This window comes from Streptomyces ficellus, assembly GCF_030406405.1.
GTDB lineage: Bacteria > Actinomycetota > Actinomycetes > Streptomycetales > Streptomycetaceae > Streptomyces > Streptomyces ficellus_B.
Genome location: NZ_JAUEPL010000011.1, coordinates 48,542 through 66,889, shown reverse-complemented (window position 1 = coordinate 66,889; position 18,348 = coordinate 48,542). Strand labels below are relative to the sequence as shown.

Annotated in this window: 16 protein-coding genes; all 16 read left to right on the top strand. The window is 70.0% G+C overall.

The genetic code is table 11. The annotated features are described in order from the left end of the window. Positions 1-70: 70 nt before the first annotated feature. Entirely contained in the window at positions 71-1,360 is a 1,290-nt protein-coding gene (locus QWM81_RS10640) for a homoserine dehydrogenase (RefSeq protein ID WP_290111607.1), read from the top strand. A 6-nt stretch (positions 1,361-1,366) separates the two neighbouring features. Next, entirely contained in the window at positions 1,367-2,425 is a 1,059-nt protein-coding gene (thrC, locus tag QWM81_RS10635) for a threonine synthase (protein WP_290111545.1), read from the top strand. A 350-nt stretch (positions 2,426-2,775) separates the two neighbouring features. Then, a complete protein-coding gene (gene thrB, locus QWM81_RS10630) occupies positions 2,776-3,693 on the top strand; it encodes a homoserine kinase (RefSeq protein WP_290111544.1) in 918 nt (305 codons plus the stop codon). Between the two features lie 382 nt (positions 3,694-4,075). Then, positions 4,076-6,151, top strand: a complete 2,076-nt coding sequence (rho, locus tag QWM81_RS10625; RefSeq protein ID WP_290111543.1) for a transcription termination factor Rho — start codon at positions 4,076-4,078, stop codon at positions 6,149-6,151. A 278-nt stretch (positions 6,152-6,429) separates the two neighbouring features. Continuing rightward, the gene (locus QWM81_RS10620) at positions 6,430-8,175 is read left to right on the top strand and encodes a trypsin-like serine protease (RefSeq protein WP_290111605.1); all 1,746 of its coding nucleotides are present in this window, start codon (positions 6,430-6,432) and stop codon (positions 8,173-8,175) included. Between the two features lie 284 nt (positions 8,176-8,459). Beyond that, positions 8,460-9,554: an LCP family protein gene (locus tag QWM81_RS10615; RefSeq protein WP_290111542.1), complete on the top strand. Its 1,095-nt coding sequence runs from the start codon at positions 8,460-8,462 to the stop codon at positions 9,552-9,554. 132 nt (positions 9,555-9,686) lie between these two features. After that, positions 9,687-9,911, top strand: a complete 225-nt coding sequence (gene rpmE / locus QWM81_RS10610) for a 50S ribosomal protein L31 (RefSeq protein ID WP_290111541.1) — start codon at positions 9,687-9,689, stop codon at positions 9,909-9,911. 101 nt (positions 9,912-10,012) lie between these two features. Continuing rightward, positions 10,013-11,092, top strand: a complete 1,080-nt coding sequence (gene prfA, locus QWM81_RS10605) for a peptide chain release factor 1 (RefSeq protein WP_290111540.1) — start codon at positions 10,013-10,015, stop codon at positions 11,090-11,092. A 40-nt stretch (positions 11,093-11,132) separates the two neighbouring features. Next, complete coding sequence (gene prmC, locus QWM81_RS10600; RefSeq protein WP_290111539.1) at positions 11,133-12,014, top strand: peptide chain release factor N(5)-glutamine methyltransferase; 882 nt, start codon at positions 11,133-11,135, stop codon at positions 12,012-12,014. Positions 12,015-12,042: 28 nt separating this feature from the next. Next, entirely contained in the window at positions 12,043-12,690 is a 648-nt protein-coding gene (locus QWM81_RS10595) for an L-threonylcarbamoyladenylate synthase (protein WP_290111538.1), read from the top strand. After that, a complete protein-coding gene (locus QWM81_RS10590) occupies positions 12,687-13,325 on the top strand; it encodes an arsenate reductase/protein-tyrosine-phosphatase family protein (protein WP_290111537.1) in 639 nt (212 codons plus the stop codon). The genes QWM81_RS10595 and QWM81_RS10590 overlap by 4 nt, the downstream gene beginning before the upstream one ends. A gap of 216 nt (positions 13,326-13,541) precedes the next feature. Beyond that, a complete protein-coding gene (gene glyA / locus QWM81_RS10585) occupies positions 13,542-14,816 on the top strand; it encodes a serine hydroxymethyltransferase (RefSeq protein WP_290111536.1) in 1,275 nt (424 codons plus the stop codon). A 116-nt stretch (positions 14,817-14,932) separates the two neighbouring features. Then, entirely contained in the window at positions 14,933-16,252 is a 1,320-nt protein-coding gene (locus QWM81_RS10580; RefSeq protein WP_290111535.1) for an MraY family glycosyltransferase, read from the top strand. 261 nt (positions 16,253-16,513) lie between these two features. After that, positions 16,514-16,951, top strand: coding sequence for a Cg1360 family ATP-synthase-associated protein (locus QWM81_RS10575; RefSeq protein ID WP_290111534.1), 438 nt, complete (start codon positions 16,514-16,516; stop codon positions 16,949-16,951). A 225-nt stretch (positions 16,952-17,176) separates the two neighbouring features. Then, a complete protein-coding gene (atpB, locus tag QWM81_RS10570; RefSeq protein WP_290111533.1) occupies positions 17,177-17,986 on the top strand; it encodes a F0F1 ATP synthase subunit A in 810 nt (269 codons plus the stop codon). Positions 17,987-18,065: 79 nt separating this feature from the next. Next, entirely contained in the window at positions 18,066-18,308 is a 243-nt protein-coding gene (gene atpE / locus QWM81_RS10565) for an ATP synthase F0 subunit C (protein ID WP_290111532.1), read from the top strand. The last annotated feature ends 40 nt before the right edge of the window (positions 18,309-18,348 follow it).

The window sequence follows — 18,348 nt, the reverse complement described above, 5'->3', positions numbered from 1 at the left end:
GAGCGAGAAACTCCCGTCCGGTGAGTGAGACTGGTCCACACCGTAGAAGTATGAGAAACGAGGTCGGATGATGCGTACGCGTCCGCTGAAGGTGGCGCTGCTGGGCTGTGGAGTGGTCGGCTCAGAGGTGGCGCGCATCATGACGACGCACGCCGACGACCTCGCCGCGCGCATCGGTGCCCCGGTCGAGCTCGCCGGTGTCGCCGTCCGCCGGCCTTCCAAGGTGCGTGAGGGCATCCCGCAGGAGCTCATCACCACCGACGCGACCGCCCTCGTCAAACGCGGCGACATCGACGTCGTGGTCGAGGTCATCGGGGGCATCGAGCCCGCCCGTACGCTCATCACCACCGCCTTCGAGCACGGCGCCTCCGTCGTCTCGGCGAACAAGGCGCTCCTCGCGGAGGACGGTGCGGCCCTCTACGCGGCCGCCGAGGAGCACGGCCGCGACCTCTACTACGAGGCGGCCGTCGCGGGCGCGATCCCGCTGATCCGGCCGCTGCGTGAATCCCTCGCCGGTGACAAGGTCAACCGGGTCCTGGGGATCGTGAACGGGACCACCAATTTCATCCTCGACAAGATGGACACCTCCGGCGCCGGCTACTCCGAGGCACTGGACGAGGCCACGGCCCTCGGGTACGCGGAGGCCGACCCGACCGCCGACGTCGAGGGCTTCGACGCCGCCGCCAAGGCCGCCATCCTGGCCGGGATCGCCTTCCACACCCGCGTACGCCTCGACGATGTGTACCGCGAGGGCATGACCGAGGTCACCGCCGCCGACTTCGCCTCCGCCCGGCGCATGGGCTGCACCATCAAGCTGCTCGCCATCTGCGAGCGCGCCGCCGACGGCGGGTCCGTCACCGCGCGCGTGCACCCCGCGATGATCCCGCTCAGCCATCCCCTGGCTTCCGTACGGGGCGCCTACAACGCCGTGTTCGTCGAGGCGGACGCGGCCGGTCAGCTGATGTTCTACGGACCCGGCGCCGGCGGCTCGCCGACCGCGTCCGCCGTCCTCGGCGACCTGGTCGCCGTCTGCCGCAACCGCCTCAACGACGCGACGGGACCCGGCGAGTCCGCGTACACCCAGCTGCCCGTCAGCCCCATGGGCGACGTCGTGACGCGGTACCACATCAGCCTCGACGTGGCCGACAAGCCGGGCGTCCTCGCCCAGGTCGCGACGGTCTTCGCCGAGCACGGCGTATCCATCGATACGGTGCGCCAGCAGGGCAAGGACGGCGAGGCATCGCTCGTCGTCGTCACCCACCGCGCGCCCGACGCCGCCCTCTCCGGGACCGTCGAAGCGCTGCGCAAACTCGACACCGTGCGTGGTGTCGCCAGCATCATGCGGGTCGAAGGAGAGTAACCAGCAATGACTCACCAGTGGCGCGGAATCATCGAGGAGTACCGCGACCGGCTGCCGGTCACGGACACCACCCCGGTCGTCACCCTCCGCGAGGGTGGCACGCCGCTCGTGCCCGCGCAGGTGCTCTCCGAGCGCACGGGCTGTGAGGTCCACCTGAAGGTCGAGGGCGCCAACCCCACCGGCTCCTTCAAGGACCGCGGCATGACCATGGCCATCACCCGGGCCAAGGAGGAGGGCGCGCAGGCCGTCATCTGCGCCTCCACCGGCAACACCTCCGCCTCGGCCGCCGCCTATGCCGTACGGGCCGGCATGGTGTCGGCCGTCCTCGTGCCGCAGGGCAAGATCGCGCTCGGCAAGATGGGCCAGGCCCTCGTGCACGGCGCGAAGATCCTCCAGGTGGACGGAAACTTCGACGACTGCCTCACCCTGGCCCGGGCGCTGTCCGACAACTACCCGGTGGCGCTGGTCAATTCGGTCAATCCGGTCCGTATCGAGGGCCAGAAGACCGCCGCGTTCGAGATCGTGGACATGCTGGGCGACGCCCCCGACATCCACGTCCTGCCCGTCGGCAACGCCGGCAACATCACCGCGTACTGGAAGGGCTACAAGGAGTACGCGGCGGACGCCATCGCCACCCGTACGCCGCGCATGTGGGGCTTCCAGGCGTCCGGCTCGGCGCCCATCGTGCGCGGCGAGGTCGTCAAGGACCCGTCCACCATCGCCACCGCCATCCGGATCGGCAACCCGGCCTCCTGGACGTACGCGCTCGCCGCGCGGGACGAGTCGGGCGGGTTCATCGATGAAGTGACGGACCGTGAGATCCTGCGCGCCTACCGGCTGTTGGCCTCGCAGGAGGGCGTCTTCGTGGAGCCCGCGTCCGCCGCGTCCGTGGCCGGTCTGCTGAAGGCCGCCGAGCAGGGCAGGGTGGACCCGGGGCAGACGATCGTGTGCACCGTGACGGGAAACGGCCTGAAGGACCCGGACTGGGCGGTCGCCGGAGCGCCCCAGCCGGTCACCGTGCCGGTCGACGCGGCCACCGCCGCCGAGCGGCTCGGCCTGGTCTGAGACTCGTCGCAGATTCGTCCGAGACGCGTCCCGGATTCGGCCGGGATTCGGCCGCGATTCGTCTGGGACACCAGCGGGGAATGGCCGAAAACCACAACCCGCACGGCACCGGACACAGGAGCACGGGAAGGCTCGCGACACGCATCGTGCGCCTCCTGTGCGCCCTATGTCGCCACAGAACCTTCCTTCGATAGGCTGTACCGAACCCGCCCCGCCGCATATGCCGCGGTGCTGTTGCCGTTGATGCCGATGCGGCCCATGGGCGTGCGTACGTCTGGTAAGAACCCCGAATCCCGAAACCTCGAAAACCGCGACGCCTCGTCGTCAGATGCAAGGAGAGTCATCGAGCGATGGCCGGTCCCGCGTTCCGCGCCGCCGCCGTCCGGGTGCGCGTTCCCGCCACCAGCGCCAACCTCGGCCCGGGCTTCGACGCCCTCGGCCTGTCGCTGGGGCTGTACGACGACGTCGTCGTCCGGGTCGCCGACTCCGGACTGCACATCGACATCGCCGGCGAGGGCGCCGAGACGCTCCCGCGCGACGAGAGCCATCTGCTCGTACGCTCCCTGCGCACGGCCTTCGACCTGCTCGGCGGACAGCCGCGCGGCCTGGAGGTCGTCTGCGCCAACCGCATCCCGCACGGCCGTGGCCTCGGCTCTTCCTCGGCCGCCATCTGTGCCGGTATCGTCGCCGCCCGCGCGGTGACCATAGGCGGCGACGCCAAGCTCGACGACGCGGCGCTGCTGGAGCTCGCCACGGAGATCGAGGGACACCCCGACAACGTGGCCGCCTGCCTGCTCGGCGGCTTCACGCTCGCCTGGACCGAGGGCGGCGCGGCGCGGGCGATCAGGATGGACCCCGCCGATTCCATCGTTCCGGTGGTTTTCGTGCCGGGTAAGCCGGTACTCACCGAGACCGCGCGGGGCCTGCTGCCGCGCACCGTCCCCCACGTGGACGCGGCGGCCAACGCCGGCCGTGCCGCGCTGCTGGTCGAGGCCCTGACCCGGCGCCCCGAGCTGTTGCTCGCCGCCACCGAGGACCGGCTCCACCAGGAGTACCGCGCCCCTGCCATGCCGCAGAGCGTGGAACTCGTGAACCGGCTGCGTGCCGATGGCATCCCCGCGGTCATCTCCGGCGCGGGCCCCACCGTGCTCGCGCTGGCCGAGGAGGGCGCGGCCGACAAGGTCGCGAAACTGGCGGGCGAGGGCTGGGCGGCCAACAGGCTCGCCCTCGACGTCTCGGGCGCGAGCGTTCTGCCGCTCGCCCCGTAGGTACACGGTTGCCGGTGTTGGAGAGGGGGAATGTTTGTTGGAGCCGGTAGTGTTAACCTCAAGTCTGCACCCGACGTCTTTGTGGCGCGGTGCTGAGTGTCCCCATCCGGGACCACCATTCTTCCGGGAGCCTCCTCCACTGCCTGAGCAGCCTGCCTGAGCAGTTTCGAGCACGCTCCGGAACCGGCGCGCGACACCCCTCGCTTTTCCCAGGAGCGGGCCGAGCAGGGGGCCTCGGGCCGGACCCCAGCACGTTTTTTCTTCTCCGCCGTACCCGGCGGGACCACCGCCCCGACACGATCCCCGATCAAGGACCGCTGTCGGACAGCACAACCGGTCGCCGAGCCAGAAGGCCGACGTCCGCTCCAGGGAAGGACCCTTCGTGAGCGACACCACCGATCTGATGGGCGTGACTGCCGACAACAGTGTCGACACCGCCGCGCCCGCCGCAGGTGCTGCCACTGGCACCACGTCACGGCGCCGCCGCTCCGGCACCGGCCTCGAGGGCATGGTCCTGGCCGAGCTGCAGCAGGTCGCGTCAGGCCTCGGCATCAGGGGCACCGCGCGTATGCGCAAGAGCCAGCTGATCGAGGTCATCAAGGAGGCGCAGGCCGGAGGCGGCGGCGCCGCGCCGAAGAGCGCCGACGCGGCCGTGGGCGCCGCCGACACCAAGCCCAAGCGGCGCGCCACCTCCAAGGCCCGTACGGGCGACGAAGGCGCCGACAAGGCCATCGGGACCGACAAGGTCCACAAGGCCGACAAGGCCGACCAGGCCGCGCCGGCGGCCGAGAAGGTCGTGGCGCAGCAGCAGATCGAGATCCCCGGTCAGCCCGCCAGCGACGACCAGCCCGTGGGGGAGCGCCGCCGTCGCCGCGCCACCGCGCCGGTCGGCAGCCCGGAGGGCGACACCCGCACCGAGGCCCGTACGGACGTGCGTACGGAGGTCAAGACCGACACGAAGGCCGACGGGCAGCCCGAGGCGAAGGCCGACGCGTCCCTGGACACCGCCGAGGGCGGCCGCCGGGACCGCCAGCGCGACCGCGGCGACCGTGGTGAGCGCGGCGACCGCCGGGACCGCCAGCGTGACCGCGACCGCGACCGCGACCGTGGCCGCGGGAAGGGCGACGAGCAGCAGGGCGGCGGCCAGCGCCAGCAGCGCCAGGGCGGCCCGCAGAGCCAGCAGGCCGGGCCGCAGGACGACGCGTACGACGACGAGGCGGGCGGCCGTCGCGGCCGCCGTGGCCGCTACCGCGACCGCCGTGGCCGCCGTGGCCGTGACGACTTCCAGACCGGTGAGCCGCAGGTCTCCGAGGACGACGTCCTGATCCCCGTCGCGGGCATCCTGGACATCCTCGACAACTACGCGTTCATCCGGACCTCCGGCTACCTGCCCGGCCCGAACGACGTGTACGTCTCGCTCGCCCAGGTCCGCAAGAACGGCCTGCGCAAGGGTGACCACGTCACCGGCGCCGTGCGCCAGCCGAAGGAGGGCGAGCGCCGCGAGAAGTTCAACGCGCTGGTCCGCCTGGACTCGGCGAACGGCATGGCCGCCGACTCGGGCCGTGGCCGCCCCGAGTTCAACAAGCTGACCCCGCTCTACCCGCAGGACCGCCTCCGTCTGGAGACCGACCCGGGTGTGCTGACCACGCGGATCATCGACCTGGTGTCGCCGATCGGCAAGGGCCAGCGAGGCCTGATCGTGGCCCCGCCGAAGACCGGCAAGACCATGATCATGCAGGCGGTCGCCAACGCGATCACCACGAACAACCCCGAGTGCCACCTGATGGTCGTCCTGGTCGACGAGCGTCCGGAAGAGGTCACCGACATGCAGCGGTCGGTCAAGGGCGAGGTCATCTCCTCGACCTTCGACCGCCCGGCCGAGGACCACACCACGGTCGCCGAGCTGGCCATCGAGCGCGCCAAGCGCCTGGTGGAGCTGGGTCACGACGTGGTCGTCCTGCTCGACTCGATCACCCGCCTGGGCCGCGCGTACAACCTCGCGGCGCCCGCCTCCGGCCGCATCCTCTCCGGTGGTGTCGACTCGACCGCGCTCTACCCGCCGAAGCGCTTCTTCGGTGCCGCGCGCAACATCGAGGACGGCGGCTCGCTGACCATCCTGGCCACCGCGCTGGTCGACACCGGCTCGCGCATGGACGAGGTGATCTTCGAGGAGTTCAAGGGCACCGGCAACATGGAGCTCAAGCTCGACCGGAAGCTCGCCGACAAGCGCATCTTCCCCGCGGTGGACGTCGACGCGTCCGGCACCCGCAAGGAGGAGATCCTGCTCGGCAGCGACGAGCTCGCCATCGTCTGGAAGCTGCGCCGGGTGCTGCACGCGCTCGACCAGCAGCAGGCGATCGAGCTGCTGCTCGACAAGATGAAGCAGACGAAGTCGAACGCCGAGTTCCTGCTGCAGATCCAGAAGACGACCCCGTCGGCCGGCAACGGCAACGACTGACGTCGTATCAGGTACGCACGGCCGGACCGCCCCGTCACTTCGGTGACGGGGCGGTCTCGCTTTCACGCCTTTCTCACGTCCCGCTGGTCAACAGGTAATTGACAGGCGTAACATCAGCGCATTCACGTGGGGGGATTTCCGCCGTGCAGCGCCGGCCGAGGCCAGGGGAGTTTCCGGCGCGCTGCCGTACGCGAGGCACGCCCTCCACCGTCATGGATTCTTCCGGAGGGGTTTACTCAGTGCAGATACGCACGCGCGGCGGCCGGCACCGGCGCCGTATGACCATCGCGCTGCCGGCCGCGGCCGCAGTCGTCGCACTGGTGGGAGCGGGCATCGCCGTCACCGGTTCCGACTCCGCCGAGGCCAACGAGGCCCCGCGGATCAGCAGCCAGCCACCGAAGCCCGCTGAGCCGTCGAAGAGCGAGCTGAGCAAGCGCGTCGTGGACGCCATGAAGGCCGACACCAAGAGTGAGCGCTCCCTGGTGAAGCAGCCGGATGGAGCCGAAGCCAGCAGTGCGCCGAGCGCCCGCATCATCGGCGGCCAGGAGACGACCATCTCCACAGCGCCGTGGATGGCCCAGCTCCACTTCAAGGACAGCACCGGGGCGGGCTACTTCTGCGGCGGCGCCGTGATCGCCCCGACGAAGGTCGCCACCGCGGCCCACTGCGTCAAGGGCATCAAGTGGTACCAGACCGGCGTGGTCGTCGTCGGCACGGACCAGTTGCCCACGGACACGGGGCAGAAGGACGCCGATGGCGCGCCCGTCTTGGATTACCACGGTGGCCAGACGCGCATCGCGTACCGGCAGTGGAACCACCCGGCGTACAGCCCGTACACCCTCGACGCCGACGTGGCCGTCCTCACGCTGGCCTCCCCCGTCTCCGTCAAGCCGCTGCCGCTCGCGCAGCCCACCGACTCGGCGCTCTACCAGGCCGGCCGGGACGGCAAGGTGTACGGCTGGGGCCGCACCAGCTCCACCAACCCCGACAGCGCCTCGCAGACGCTGAAGGTCGCCGACGCGGACATCGTCTCGGACACCAACTGCGCCGCCGCCTACCCCGACGGCTTCATCAAGGGCCACATGCTCTGCGCGGGCGCCGCGCCCACCGGCAGCGACGAGACCAGCGAGACCACCTGCAACGGTGACTCCGGCGGCCCGCTGGTCGTCGGCGGCAAGCTCGTCGGCATCGTCTCGTGGGGCGACGCGGACTGCTCGGCGGCGGGCAAGTACGGCGTGTACGCGAAGGTCTCCACGTACTCCGCGCCGATCCAGGCGCGTGTCGACGACACCAACTGGAGCGGTGACGACCACACCGCGGACCTTCTGGCCCGTCGTGCGTCCGACAACACCCTGTTCGGATGGGTCTCCCGGGTCACCTCGCTGTACCGGAAGTTCAACCACGGCAACTGGGCCGGCATCACGATGCAGGTCCAGGGCGACCTGAACCGGGACGACTACCAGGACCTGCTCTTCCGTATGCCCAACGGTGACGTCTACCTGGGGTACAGCGACACCGCGGACCCCAAGCTCGTCGCCAAGGCCTGGGGCAAGCACAAGGCGATCCTGCTCCCCGGTGACGTCACCGGGGACGAGCTGCCCGACATGATCGCGGTGGACTCGACAGGCACCATGCGCATCTACCCCGGCAAGGGCACCGGCGCCTTCGCCGCGCCGGTCGCGGTGGGCACCGCGTGGGGCTCGTTCACGATGATCCGCGGTCACGGTGACTTCACCAACGACGGCAAGGCCGACATCTTCGCGCGCGCCAAGGACGGCAAGACCTACCTGTACAAGGGCACCGGCGTCGCCACCAAGCCGTGGGCCGCGCCCGTCCTCGTCGGGGCCTTCGGCACGATGAACGCGCTCATCACCACCGGTGACGTCAACAGTGACGGCGTCGCCGACGTCATGACCCGCGACACCGCCGGCAAGCTGTGGCTGTACCCGGGCAACGGCAAGGGCGGCTTCCTCGCCCGCAAGGACTTCGGCTCCGGCTGGCAGGCGTACAACCTGTTCGGCTGACGGCCGTGTCCCGCTCCGGCGGGCCGTGCGATCTTCGCCACGTCCACGGCGGCCCGTACCAGGGCCGCCAAGCCCGCCGCAGTGACTGAAAACCCCAGGTGAAGCAGGTCTGTGCCCACCGTGCCCCGCACGGTGGGCACAGTGCGTTGCCGCCGGGGCTCCTCAGGCCCCTGTGCAACCCTTTCGGTCGCTCCACCGTCTGACCAGACATCGGACAGCCGCCGGCGGACCGTGCCTGATCACCACGGCTGGGGGTAGCGGAACCAGCGAGGACTGAGGAGAACATGGCCGAGCAGGGCAAGACCAGCCGAATACGGGCCACCGGACGCCGCCGTCGCCGGCCCGGCAAGGGGCGAAGGACGGTCACCGTCGCCGCGTGGTCCGCCGCGGGGCTGGTCCTGGTCGGCGGATGCGGAGTCGGGTACGCCTACTTCGCGCTCAACGGCAACATCGACGCCGTCGACATCAACGCCCAGCTGCGCGACGACGACCGCCCGCAGAACGTCGACAACGGCTCCCTGGACATCCTGGTCCTCGGCTCCGACTCCCGCTCCGGCGCCAACGGCGAGTACGGCAGGGACGAGGGCGCCGCCCGCTCCGACACCGCGATGATCCTGCACGTCTACGAGGGCCACAAGAAGGCGAGCGTCGTCTCCGTACCGCGCGACACGATCATCGAGCGTCCCGACTGCACCGACAAGACCGGCGCGAGAGTCCCCGGCCAGCGCAAGGCCATGTTCAACACGGCGTACGAGGTCGGCGGCCCGGCCTGCGCGGTGAAGACGGTCGAGACGATGTCCGGCATCCGCATGGACCACTACATCGAGGTCGACTTCACCGGCTTCAAGAAGCTCATCGACCAGCTCGGCGGCGTGCGGATCACCACCACCAAGGCGATCAACGACAACAGCAGCCACCTCGACCTGGCCGCCGGCACCCACACCCTCACCGGGGAGCAGGCCCTCGGCCTCGTACGCACCCGCAAGGGCGTCGGCGACGGCAGCGATCTGGGCCGAATACAGCTCCAGCAGGCCTTTATGAAGGCCTTCATCGAGCAGGCCAAGAGCGTCGGCGTCTTCACCAGCCCCACGAAGCTGTGGGACCTCGCCAACACCGCCACCAAGGCGATCAGGCCCGACTCCGAGCTCGACTCCGTCAAGGAGCTCGCCGACTTCGCCGGCGGCCTGAAGCAGCTCGGCGCCGACGACGTCCACATGATCACGCTTCCCGTCCAGTACGATCCGGCCGACCTCAACCGCGTCGTACCGCTCCAGGCCCAGTCCCAGCAGGTCTGGACGGCCCTCAAGGCAGACCGGCCGATCCCCGCCTCCGCCACCAGGGACACCGCCAAGGGCCATGCCGACGGGGTCGTGAAGTAGTCCGGAATACATTCGGGCCGACCCCGGTTTTGGGAGATACGGCCGGTCCTGGCAGACTGGTACGTCGGCCCCGGTTCACGCACGCGCATCCCGCCCGTGCGACCCGGCGCCCTCCCGAAACTAGGAGACACCTTGAAGCGCGAGATCCACCCCGAGTACGTCGAGACGCAGGTCAGCTGCACCTGTGGCGCGTCGTTCACCACCCGTAGCACGATCCAGAGCGGCAACATCCGTGCCGAGGTCTGCTCCGAGTGCCACCCGTTCTACACGGGCAAGCAGAAGATCCTCGACACCGGTGGCCGTGTGGCCCGCTTCGAGGCCCGCTTCGGCAAGAAGGCTGCCGGCTCCGCCAAGTAGCGAGCCCCTGCGCCGGTCTCCGGTCGCCCCGGTGTGGGGTGGCCGGGACCGGCGCTTTGCCGTCTTCCACAGCAGCCATTTCGCGAAACCAGGAGCCCCCGATGTTCGAAGCGGTCGAGGAACTGATCGGCGAGCACGCCGATCTCGAGAAGAAGCTCGCCGACCCTTCGGTCCACGCCGATCAGGCCAACGCGCGCAAGCTCAACAAGCGTTACGCGGAGCTGACGCCGATCATCACCACGTACCGCGCCTGGAAGCAGACCGGCGAGGACATCGAGACCGCACGCGAGTACGCCGCCGACGACCCCGACTTCGCCGCCGAGGTCAAGGAGCTGGAGAAGGAGCGCGAGGAGCTCACCGACAAGCTGCGGCTGCTGCTCGTCCCGCGCGACCCCAGCGACGACAAGGACGTCATCCTGGAGATCAAGGCGGGCGCGGGCGGCGACGAGTCGGCCCTGTTCGCCGGCGACCTGCTGCGCATGTACCTGCGCTACGCCGAGCGCGTCGGCTGGAAGACCGAGATCATCGACGCCACCGAGTCCGAGCTCGGCGGCTACAAGGACGTCCAGGTCGCGGTGAAGACCAAGGGCGGCAACGGCGCCACCGAGCCCGGCCAGGGCGTCTGGGCGCGGCTGAAGTACGAGGGCGGCGTGCACCGCGTGCAGCGGGTGCCGGCCACCGAGTCGCAGGGCCGTATCCACACCTCCGCGGCCGGTGTCCTGGTGACGCCCGAGGCGGAGGAGATCGACGTCGAGATCCACGCCAACGACCTGCGCATCGACGTCTACCGGTCCTCCGGGCCCGGCGGCCAGTCCGTCAACACCACCGACTCCGCCGTACGCATCACCCACCTGCCGACCGGCATCGTCGCCTCCTGCCAGAACGAGAAGAGCCAGCTCCAGAACAAGGAGCAGGCCATGCGTATCCTGCGCTCCAGGCTGCTGGCCGCCGCCCAGGAGGAGGCTGAGAAGAACGCCGCCGACGCGCGCCGCAGCCAGGTGCGTACCGTCGACCGGTCCGAGAAGATCCGCACGTACAACTTCCCGGAAAACCGGATCTCGGACCACCGGGTCGGCTTCAAGGCGTACAACTTGGACCAGGTGCTCGACGGTGAGCTCGACGCGGTGATCCAGGCGTGTGTCGACGCCGACTCCGCCGCGAAGCTCGCCGCCGCCCAGTAACACCCGAATACCCGCTACCCGCTCAGCCCGGAGGATCAGCGTGCAGCGACATTCTGGGGGCCGGCCCCCAGGCCCCCGCACTCTGCTGCTTGCCGAGGTGGCCCAGGCCACCCAGCGGCTGGCCGACGCCGGCGTGCCGTCACCGCGCTTCGACGCGGAGGAGCTCGCCGCGTTCGTGCACGGCGTCAAGCGGGGAGAGCTGCACACCGTCAAGGACGCGGACTTCGACGCCCGCTACTGGGAGACCGTCGCCCGCCGCGAGGCCCGCGAGCCGCTCCAGCACATCACCGGGCGGGCGTTCTTCCGCTACCTGGAGCTCCAGGTCGGCCCCGGCGTCTTCGTGCCCCGCCCCGAGACCGAGTCGGTCGTCGGCTGGGCCATAGACGCCGTACGGGCGATGGACGTCGTCGAGCCGCTGATCGTCGACCTGTGCTCCGGCTCCGGCGCCATCGCGCTCGCCATGGCCCAGGAGGTGCCGCGCTCGCGCGTGCACGCCGTGGAGCTGTCCGAGGACGCGCTGGTGTGGACGCGGAAGAACGCCGAGGGGTCCAGGGTCACCGTGCACCGGGGAGACGCCCTGACGGCCCTCCCCGAGCTCGACGGCCAGGTCGACCTGGTCATCTCCAACCCTCCGTACATCCCCCTCACCGAGTGGGAGTACGTCGCGCCCGAGGCCCGCGACCACGACCCGGAGATGGCGCTCTTCTCCGGCGAGGACGGCCTCGACACGATCCGCGGCATCGAACGCACCGCGCACCGGCTGCTGCGCCCCGGCGGCCTCGTCGTCGTCGAGCACGCCGACACGCAGGGCGGCCAGGTGCCGTGGATCTTCAACGAGGAGGCCGGCTGGACGGACGCCGCCGACCACCCCGACCTGAACAACCGCCCGCGCTTCGCGACCGCGCGCAAGGCGACGCCATGACAGAGCACGTGTACAAGGAGGCCCGCTGATGGCACGGCGATACGACTGCAACGACGCGACCGACCGTACGACCGGCCTGCGTGAGGCCGCGTCCGCCGTCCGCCGTGGCGAGTTGGTCGTGCTGCCCACCGACACCGTGTACGGGATCGGTGCGGACGCCTTCAGCCCGGAGGCCGTCGCCGACCTGCTGGAGGCCAAGGGGCGTGGCCGCAATATGCCCACCCCTGTCCTGATCGGCTCGCCGAACACCCTGCACGGCCTGGTCACGGACTTCTCCGAGAAGGCGTGGGAGCTGGTCGACGCCTTCTGGCCTGGCGCCCTGACGCTGGTCGCCAAGCACCAGCCGTCGCTCCAGTGGGACCTGGGCGACACCCGGGGCACCGTCGCGATCCGCATGCCGCTGCACCCGGTCGCCATCGAGCTGCTCACCGAGGTCGGTCCCATGGCCGTCTCGTCCGCCAACCTGACGGGCCACCCGGCGCCGGAGGATTGCGACGCCGCGCAGCAGATGCTGGGCGACTCCGTCTCCGTGTACCTGGACGGGGGTCCGACCCCGGGCATCGTGCCGTCGTCGATCGTCGACGTCACGGGCGAGGTCCCCCTGCTGCTGCGCGCGGGCGCGATCGACGCGGAAGAGCTGCGCAAGGTCGTACCCGACCTCGAGGTGGCCAGTTGACCGCCCCTGAGGGGCGTGGCATAGGCACGGAGAGCACCTTCCGCATCCTCCACGTCAGCACCGGCAACGTCTGCCGCTCGCCGATCACCGAGCGGCTGACCCGCCATGCCCTCAGCGACCGCCTGGGCGACTCCCTGGGCGGCGGCCTGATCGTGGAGAGCGCGGGCACCTGGGGCCACGAGGGCGCCCCCATGGAGCCCAACGCCGAGACGGTCCTCGCCGACTTCGGCGCGGACGCGAGCGGCTTCGTCGGCCGGGAGCTGCTCGACGAGCACGTCATCAGGGCCGACCTGGTGCTGACGGCGACCCGCGACCACCGCGCCCAGGTCATCTCGATGGGCCACTCGGCGGGGCTGCGCACCTTCACCCTGAAGGAGTTCACGCGCCTCGTACGGGCGATAGATCCGGCCACGCTGCCGGACCCCCTGAGCGACGGCATGGTCGAACGCGCCCGCGCCCTGGTCCGCGCGGCCGCCGCTCTACGCGGGTGGCTGCTGGCCCCCAGCGCGGAAGCCGACGAGGTCAACGATCCGTACGGCGCGCCCATCACCTTCTTCCGTTCGATCGGCGACGAGATCCACCAGGCGCTCGATCCTGTGGTGACGGCTTTGACGGGGGTTTCCGCCCGGCGGTGAGGGTGGATTCCGGTCGCTGGACGGAGTCCGGCGCAGCGGCCCGAAGCCTGTGAGGCCCCTGGGGCCGAGCGGTGCGAGGGGCGCGTCGGGGATTGGGCTCCACCAGGCGCTGGATTCTGTGGTGACCGCCCTGACGGGGGTTTCTGCCCGGCGGTGAGGCGGGTGGGGGCCTACATTGGTGGGTGACGGGGCCCGCCCGGACGCCTGGAGCCACTGATGCCGGTCACCGCTGCTGCCGCCGATGTGCGTGGGACGAACCCGTACCGGCCGGATGTCGACGTCCTGCGAGGGCAGGATCCCGAGATCGCCGACGTACTGGCGGGGGAAGCGCGGCGGCAGGCCGACAGCCTGCAGCTGATCGCCGCCGAGAACTTCGTCTCGCCCGCCGTGCTGGCCGCGCTCGGTTCGCCGCTCGCCAACAAGTACGCCGAGGGCTACCCCGGCGCCCGGTACCACGGCGGGTGCGAGATCGTCGACGCCGCCGAGCGGATCGCCGTCCAGCGGGCCACCGCGCTGTTCGGGGCCGATCACGCGAACGTGCAGTCCCACTCCGGGTCGTCGGCCGTCCTCGCGGCGTACGCGGCGCTGCTGAGGCCCGGCGACACGGTGCTCGCCATGGGGCTGGCGTACGGGGGGCACCTGACGCACGGGTCGCCGGCCAACTTCTCCGGCCGCTGGTTCGACTTCGTCCCGTACGGAGTCGACGCCGAGACCGGGCTCATCGACTACGAGCAGGTGCGCGTCCTCGCGCACGAGCACCGGCCGAAAGCGATCGTCTGCGGGTCGATCTCCTACCCCCGGCACATCGACTACGCCCAGTTCCGCGAGATCGCCGACGAGGTCGGGGCGTGCCTGATCGCGGACGCCGCGCACCCGATCGGCCTGGTCGCCGGCGGGGCGGCGCCCAATCCCGTTCCGTACGCCGACGTCGTCTGCGCCACGACGCACAAGGTGTTGCGCGGACCGCGCGGCGGCATGCTCCTGTGCGGCGCCGAGCTGGCGGAGCGCATCGACCGGGCGGTGTTCCCGTTCACGCAGGGCGGCGCCCAGATGCACACGATCGCCGCCAAGGCCGTCGCCTTCGGCGAGGCGGCGACCGAGGCGTTCACGGCGTACACCCATCAGGTGGTGGCCAACGCCCGCGCCCTCGCCGACGCGCTCGCCGAACAGGGCTTCGCGATCACCACGGGCGGCACCGACACCCACCTCATCACCGCCGACCCCGGCCCCCTCGGCGTCGAGGGCCGTGCCGCCAGGGCCCGCCTGATGGCCGCCGGCATCGTCCTGGACACCTGCGCCCTGCCGTACGGGGACGAGCGCGGCATCAGGTTCGGCACGGCCGCCGTCACGACCCAGGGGATGGGCCGCCCGGAGATGGAGCGGATCGCCGAGCTGTTCACGGCGGCCCTGCGCGCGGAGCCGGAAAAGGCGCCGCGCGTCCGCGCCCGGGTGCGTGAACTGGCCGAGCGATTTCCCCCGTATCGGGGGTAGAAGGGTGCCCTGCGGGCCCCGTGCAACCGTCGGCGGTGGCCGGATGTCCTCAACCACATGGACAGCACGGCTAGGGTGTGGGGCTGAGATGGCCAGCGATTCCTGTGGGGCAGCCCGTGCGTGATTACCTGCTGACGCTCTGTGTCACGGCCGCGGTGACCTATCTGCTGACCGGTCCGGTGCGGAAGTTCGCCATCGCGGCCGGAGCGATGCCGGAGATCCGCGCCCGCGACGTACACCGAGAACCGACGCCGCGGCTCGGCGGCATCGCCATGTTCTTCGGGCTGTGCGCGGGGCTGCTCGTCGCCGACCACCTGGCGAACCTCAACAGCGTCTTCGAGCTGTCCAACGAGCCGCGCGCGCTGCTCTCCGGCGCCGCCCTGATCTGGCTGATCGGCGTCCTGGACGACAAGTTCGAGATCGACGCCCTGATCAAGCTCGGCGGGCAGATGATCGCCGCGGGCGTGATGGTCATGCAGGGCCTGACGATCCTGTGGCTGCCGATCCCCGGTATCGGCACGGTCGCGCTCACGCAGTGGCAGGGCACGCTCCTGACGGTGGCCCTGGTCGTCATCACCATCAACGCGGTGAACTTCGTCGACGGCCTCGACGGTCTCGCGGCCGGCATGGTGTGCCTCGCCTCCGCCGCGTTCTTCCTCTACGCCTACCGGATCTGGTTCAGCTACGGCATCGAGGCCGCCGCCCCCGCGACGCTGTTCGCCGCCATCCTGATGGGCATGTGCCTGGGCTTCATGCCGCACAACATGCACCCCGCGCGGATCTTCATGGGCGACTCGGGCTCGATGCTGATCGGCCTGGTGCTGGCGGCGTCGGCGATCTCGATCACCGGTCAGGTCGACCCGGACGCGCTGAAGATCTTCGAGGGCTCCACCCGTGAGGCCACGCACGCCGCGCTGCCCGTCTTCATCCCGCTGCTGCTGCCGCTGACGATCATCGCGATCCCGGTGGCGGACCTGGTGCTGGCGATCGTGCGCCGTACGTGGAACGGCCAGTCGCCGTTCGCGGCCGACCGGGGGCACCTGCACCACCGGCTGCTGGAGATCGGCCACTCGCACAGCCGGGCGGTGCTGATCATGTACTTCTGGTCGGCGCTGATCGCCTTCGGGACGCTCGCCTACTCGGTGCACTCGGCGTCGATGTGGATCGTGCTGGTGATCGTCGCGCTGAGCGCCATCGGGCTGGTGCTCCTGCTGCTGCCCCGGTTCACCCCGCGCGCCCCGCGCTGGGCGGAGTCGTTCGTTCCGCCGCGCTACCGCCGCCGCAGGGCGCAGCCGCTCGCGCAGAGCGCGCCCGAGCCTTCGCCCTCGTACGAAGAGGAGGAGCGCGTACCCGTCCCGGCGGGGGTCAACGGGGCGACCGCGCTCAGCGCCCTCCCGGAGCTCCACGACCGGCGGAAGGCCGGTACGCGCGGTTGACGACCGCCCCGGACGCGGCCATTACCAGACAAACCGGCCCGCTGTCCTGCACACACGGGCAGGGTCACTCTCATGTGTGAGAGTCAGCACACCACAGGGTAAAGACCTCATCAAATAGTTTGTGATACCGTTCACGAGACCCGGCGACAGAGCCGAAGGGCCGTAGTGCGACGGCTGTTTGGCCCCGAGACACACCTCGGACCGGGCTTACGCTCGTCCATGACGACACCACTGCCCCCACCAGCAAGCGGAGATGCCGCCATGCCGTCCAACGACGCACGCACCCTGCTGTACGCCGCCGTACCCACCCTTGCCACCGGCGCTCTGGCGACCGTGGTCAGCGGTGTGGTCGCCGGCGGCAAGGGGGCGATCGGCGCCGTCGCCGGCACGCTGGTGGTCGTCCTCTTCATGGGGGCCGGGCTGGTGGTGCTCCAGCGGACGGCGAAGTCACTGCCCCAGCTTTTCCAGGCCATGGGGCTGATGCTCTACATGGCCCAGCTCTTGCTGTTGTTCATGATCATGGCCTTGCTCAAGAGCACCACGCTGTTCGATTTCAAGGCCTTCGCCTTCACGCTGCTCGCGGCGACCATCGTCTGGGTCGCGGCCCAGGCCCGCGCCTACATGAAGGCCAAGATCCTTTACGTGGATCCCGCCTCCGACAAGGGCGGTAAGCCCGAGAGGACGGGGCCGTCGACGTGAGGAGTAGGGCCGGGATAAACGCGCGTTCGCGATGCTGCTATCGTCCGGTGCCAACTGCGGCACTGCGGGCGCGGCCATCCGAGCTGACGCCTGTCCCAGCGCGAGGCTCGACGCCGAACCGCCGCCCCCCCATCCGTAAGACCAGTCCAGTGCCGAACCGCGGCTGCGTGCCGCGCCGACACAACGAGGTTGCCGTACCTATGCGCCACGCTGAAGGAGCCCGCGGTGAGTGCTGACCAGACGCTTGCCTTCGATCCGAGCTGCCACATCTTCACCCCATGCGGCTTCCCGGCGCCGGGCCTCCACACGTTCATGTACGAGCCCATCGCCACCGTGGCCGGCTTCGAGTTCACGAAGCCCATGCTGCTGGCCCTGCTGGGTTCGGTTCTGATCGTCGCCTTCTTCTGGGCCGCTTTCGCCAAGCCGAAGCTGGTGCCCGGCAAGGTGCAGATGATCGGTGAGGCCGGGTACGACTTCGTCCGCCGCGGCATCGTCTACGAGATCATCGGCAAGAAGGACGGCGAGAAGTACGTCCCCTTCATGGTGTCGCTGTTCTTCTTCGTCTGGATCCTGAACCTCTGGTCGATCATCCCGCTCGCCCAGTTCCCGGTCACGTCGCTGATCGCCTTCCCGGCCGGTCTCGCCCTGGTCGTCTATGTGACGTGGGTCGGCCTGACGTTCAAGAAGCACGGCTTCGTGGGCGGCTGGAAGAACATCCTCGGCTACGACAAGAACCTGGGCCCCATCCTGCCGATGGTCATGGCCCTGGAGTTCCTCTCCAACCTGATCATCCGCCCCTTCACGCACGCGGTCCGGCTCTTCGCGAACATGTTCGCCGGCCACATGCTGATCGTGATGTTCTCGCTGGCCACCTGGTACCTGATGAACGGGCTCGGCTTCGTCTACGCCGGTGCCTCCTTCGTGATGGTCGTCGCGATGACCGCCTTCGAGCTCTTCATCCAGGCCGTCCAGGCGTACGTCTTCGTCCTCCTGGCCTGCAGCTACGTACAGGGCGCGCTCGCCGAGCACCACTGAGCCAGCCCACTCCCTCAAGACCCCCAGTCATCCGGTGGCCAACCCCCACCGGGTCATTGAAAGAGAAGGAAGATCCGGCATGTCCGTTCTCCAGACCCTCGCCGCCGAGAACACCGTCTCCGGCAACATGAACGCTGTTGGCTACGGCCTCGCGGCCATCGGCCCCGGCGTCGGCGTCGGCATCATCTTCGGTAACGGCACCCAGGCCCTCGCCCGTCAGCCCGAGGCGGCCGGTCTGATCCGTACCAACCAGATCATGGGTTTCGCCTTCTGTGAGGCGCTCGCCCTCATCGGCATCGTCATGGGCTTCGTCTTCCAGTAAGCCGGACCGACAGCCCAGACACTTTTACGGAAGGCACTGA

Bases quoted from the DNA above. Each gene is read 5' to 3' on its own strand.
- QWM81_RS10595 (WP_290111538.1), top strand. From the start codon at position 12,043: ATGGCACGGCGATACGACTGCAACGACGCGACCGACCGTACGACCGGC.
- glyA (WP_290111536.1), top strand. From the start codon at position 13,542: ATGCCGGTCACCGCTGCTGCCGCCGATGTGCGTGGGACGAACCCGTAC.
- QWM81_RS10575 (WP_290111534.1), top strand. From the start codon at position 16,514: ATGCCGTCCAACGACGCACGCACCCTGCTGTACGCCGCCGTACCCACC.
- QWM81_RS10640 (WP_290111607.1), top strand. From the start codon at position 71: ATGCGTACGCGTCCGCTGAAGGTGGCGCTGCTGGGCTGTGGAGTGGTC.
- thrB (WP_290111544.1), top strand. From the start codon at position 2,776: ATGGCCGGTCCCGCGTTCCGCGCCGCCGCCGTCCGGGTGCGCGTTCCC.
- atpE (WP_290111532.1), top strand. From the start codon at position 18,066: ATGTCCGTTCTCCAGACCCTCGCCGCCGAGAACACCGTCTCCGGCAAC.
- QWM81_RS10615 (WP_290111542.1), top strand. From the start codon at position 8,460: ATGGCCGAGCAGGGCAAGACCAGCCGAATACGGGCCACCGGACGCCGC.
- thrC (WP_290111545.1), top strand. From the start codon at position 1,367: ATGACTCACCAGTGGCGCGGAATCATCGAGGAGTACCGCGACCGGCTG.
- QWM81_RS10620 (WP_290111605.1), top strand. From the start codon at position 6,430: ATGACCATCGCGCTGCCGGCCGCGGCCGCAGTCGTCGCACTGGTGGGA.
- prfA (WP_290111540.1), top strand. From the start codon at position 10,013: ATGTTCGAAGCGGTCGAGGAACTGATCGGCGAGCACGCCGATCTCGAG.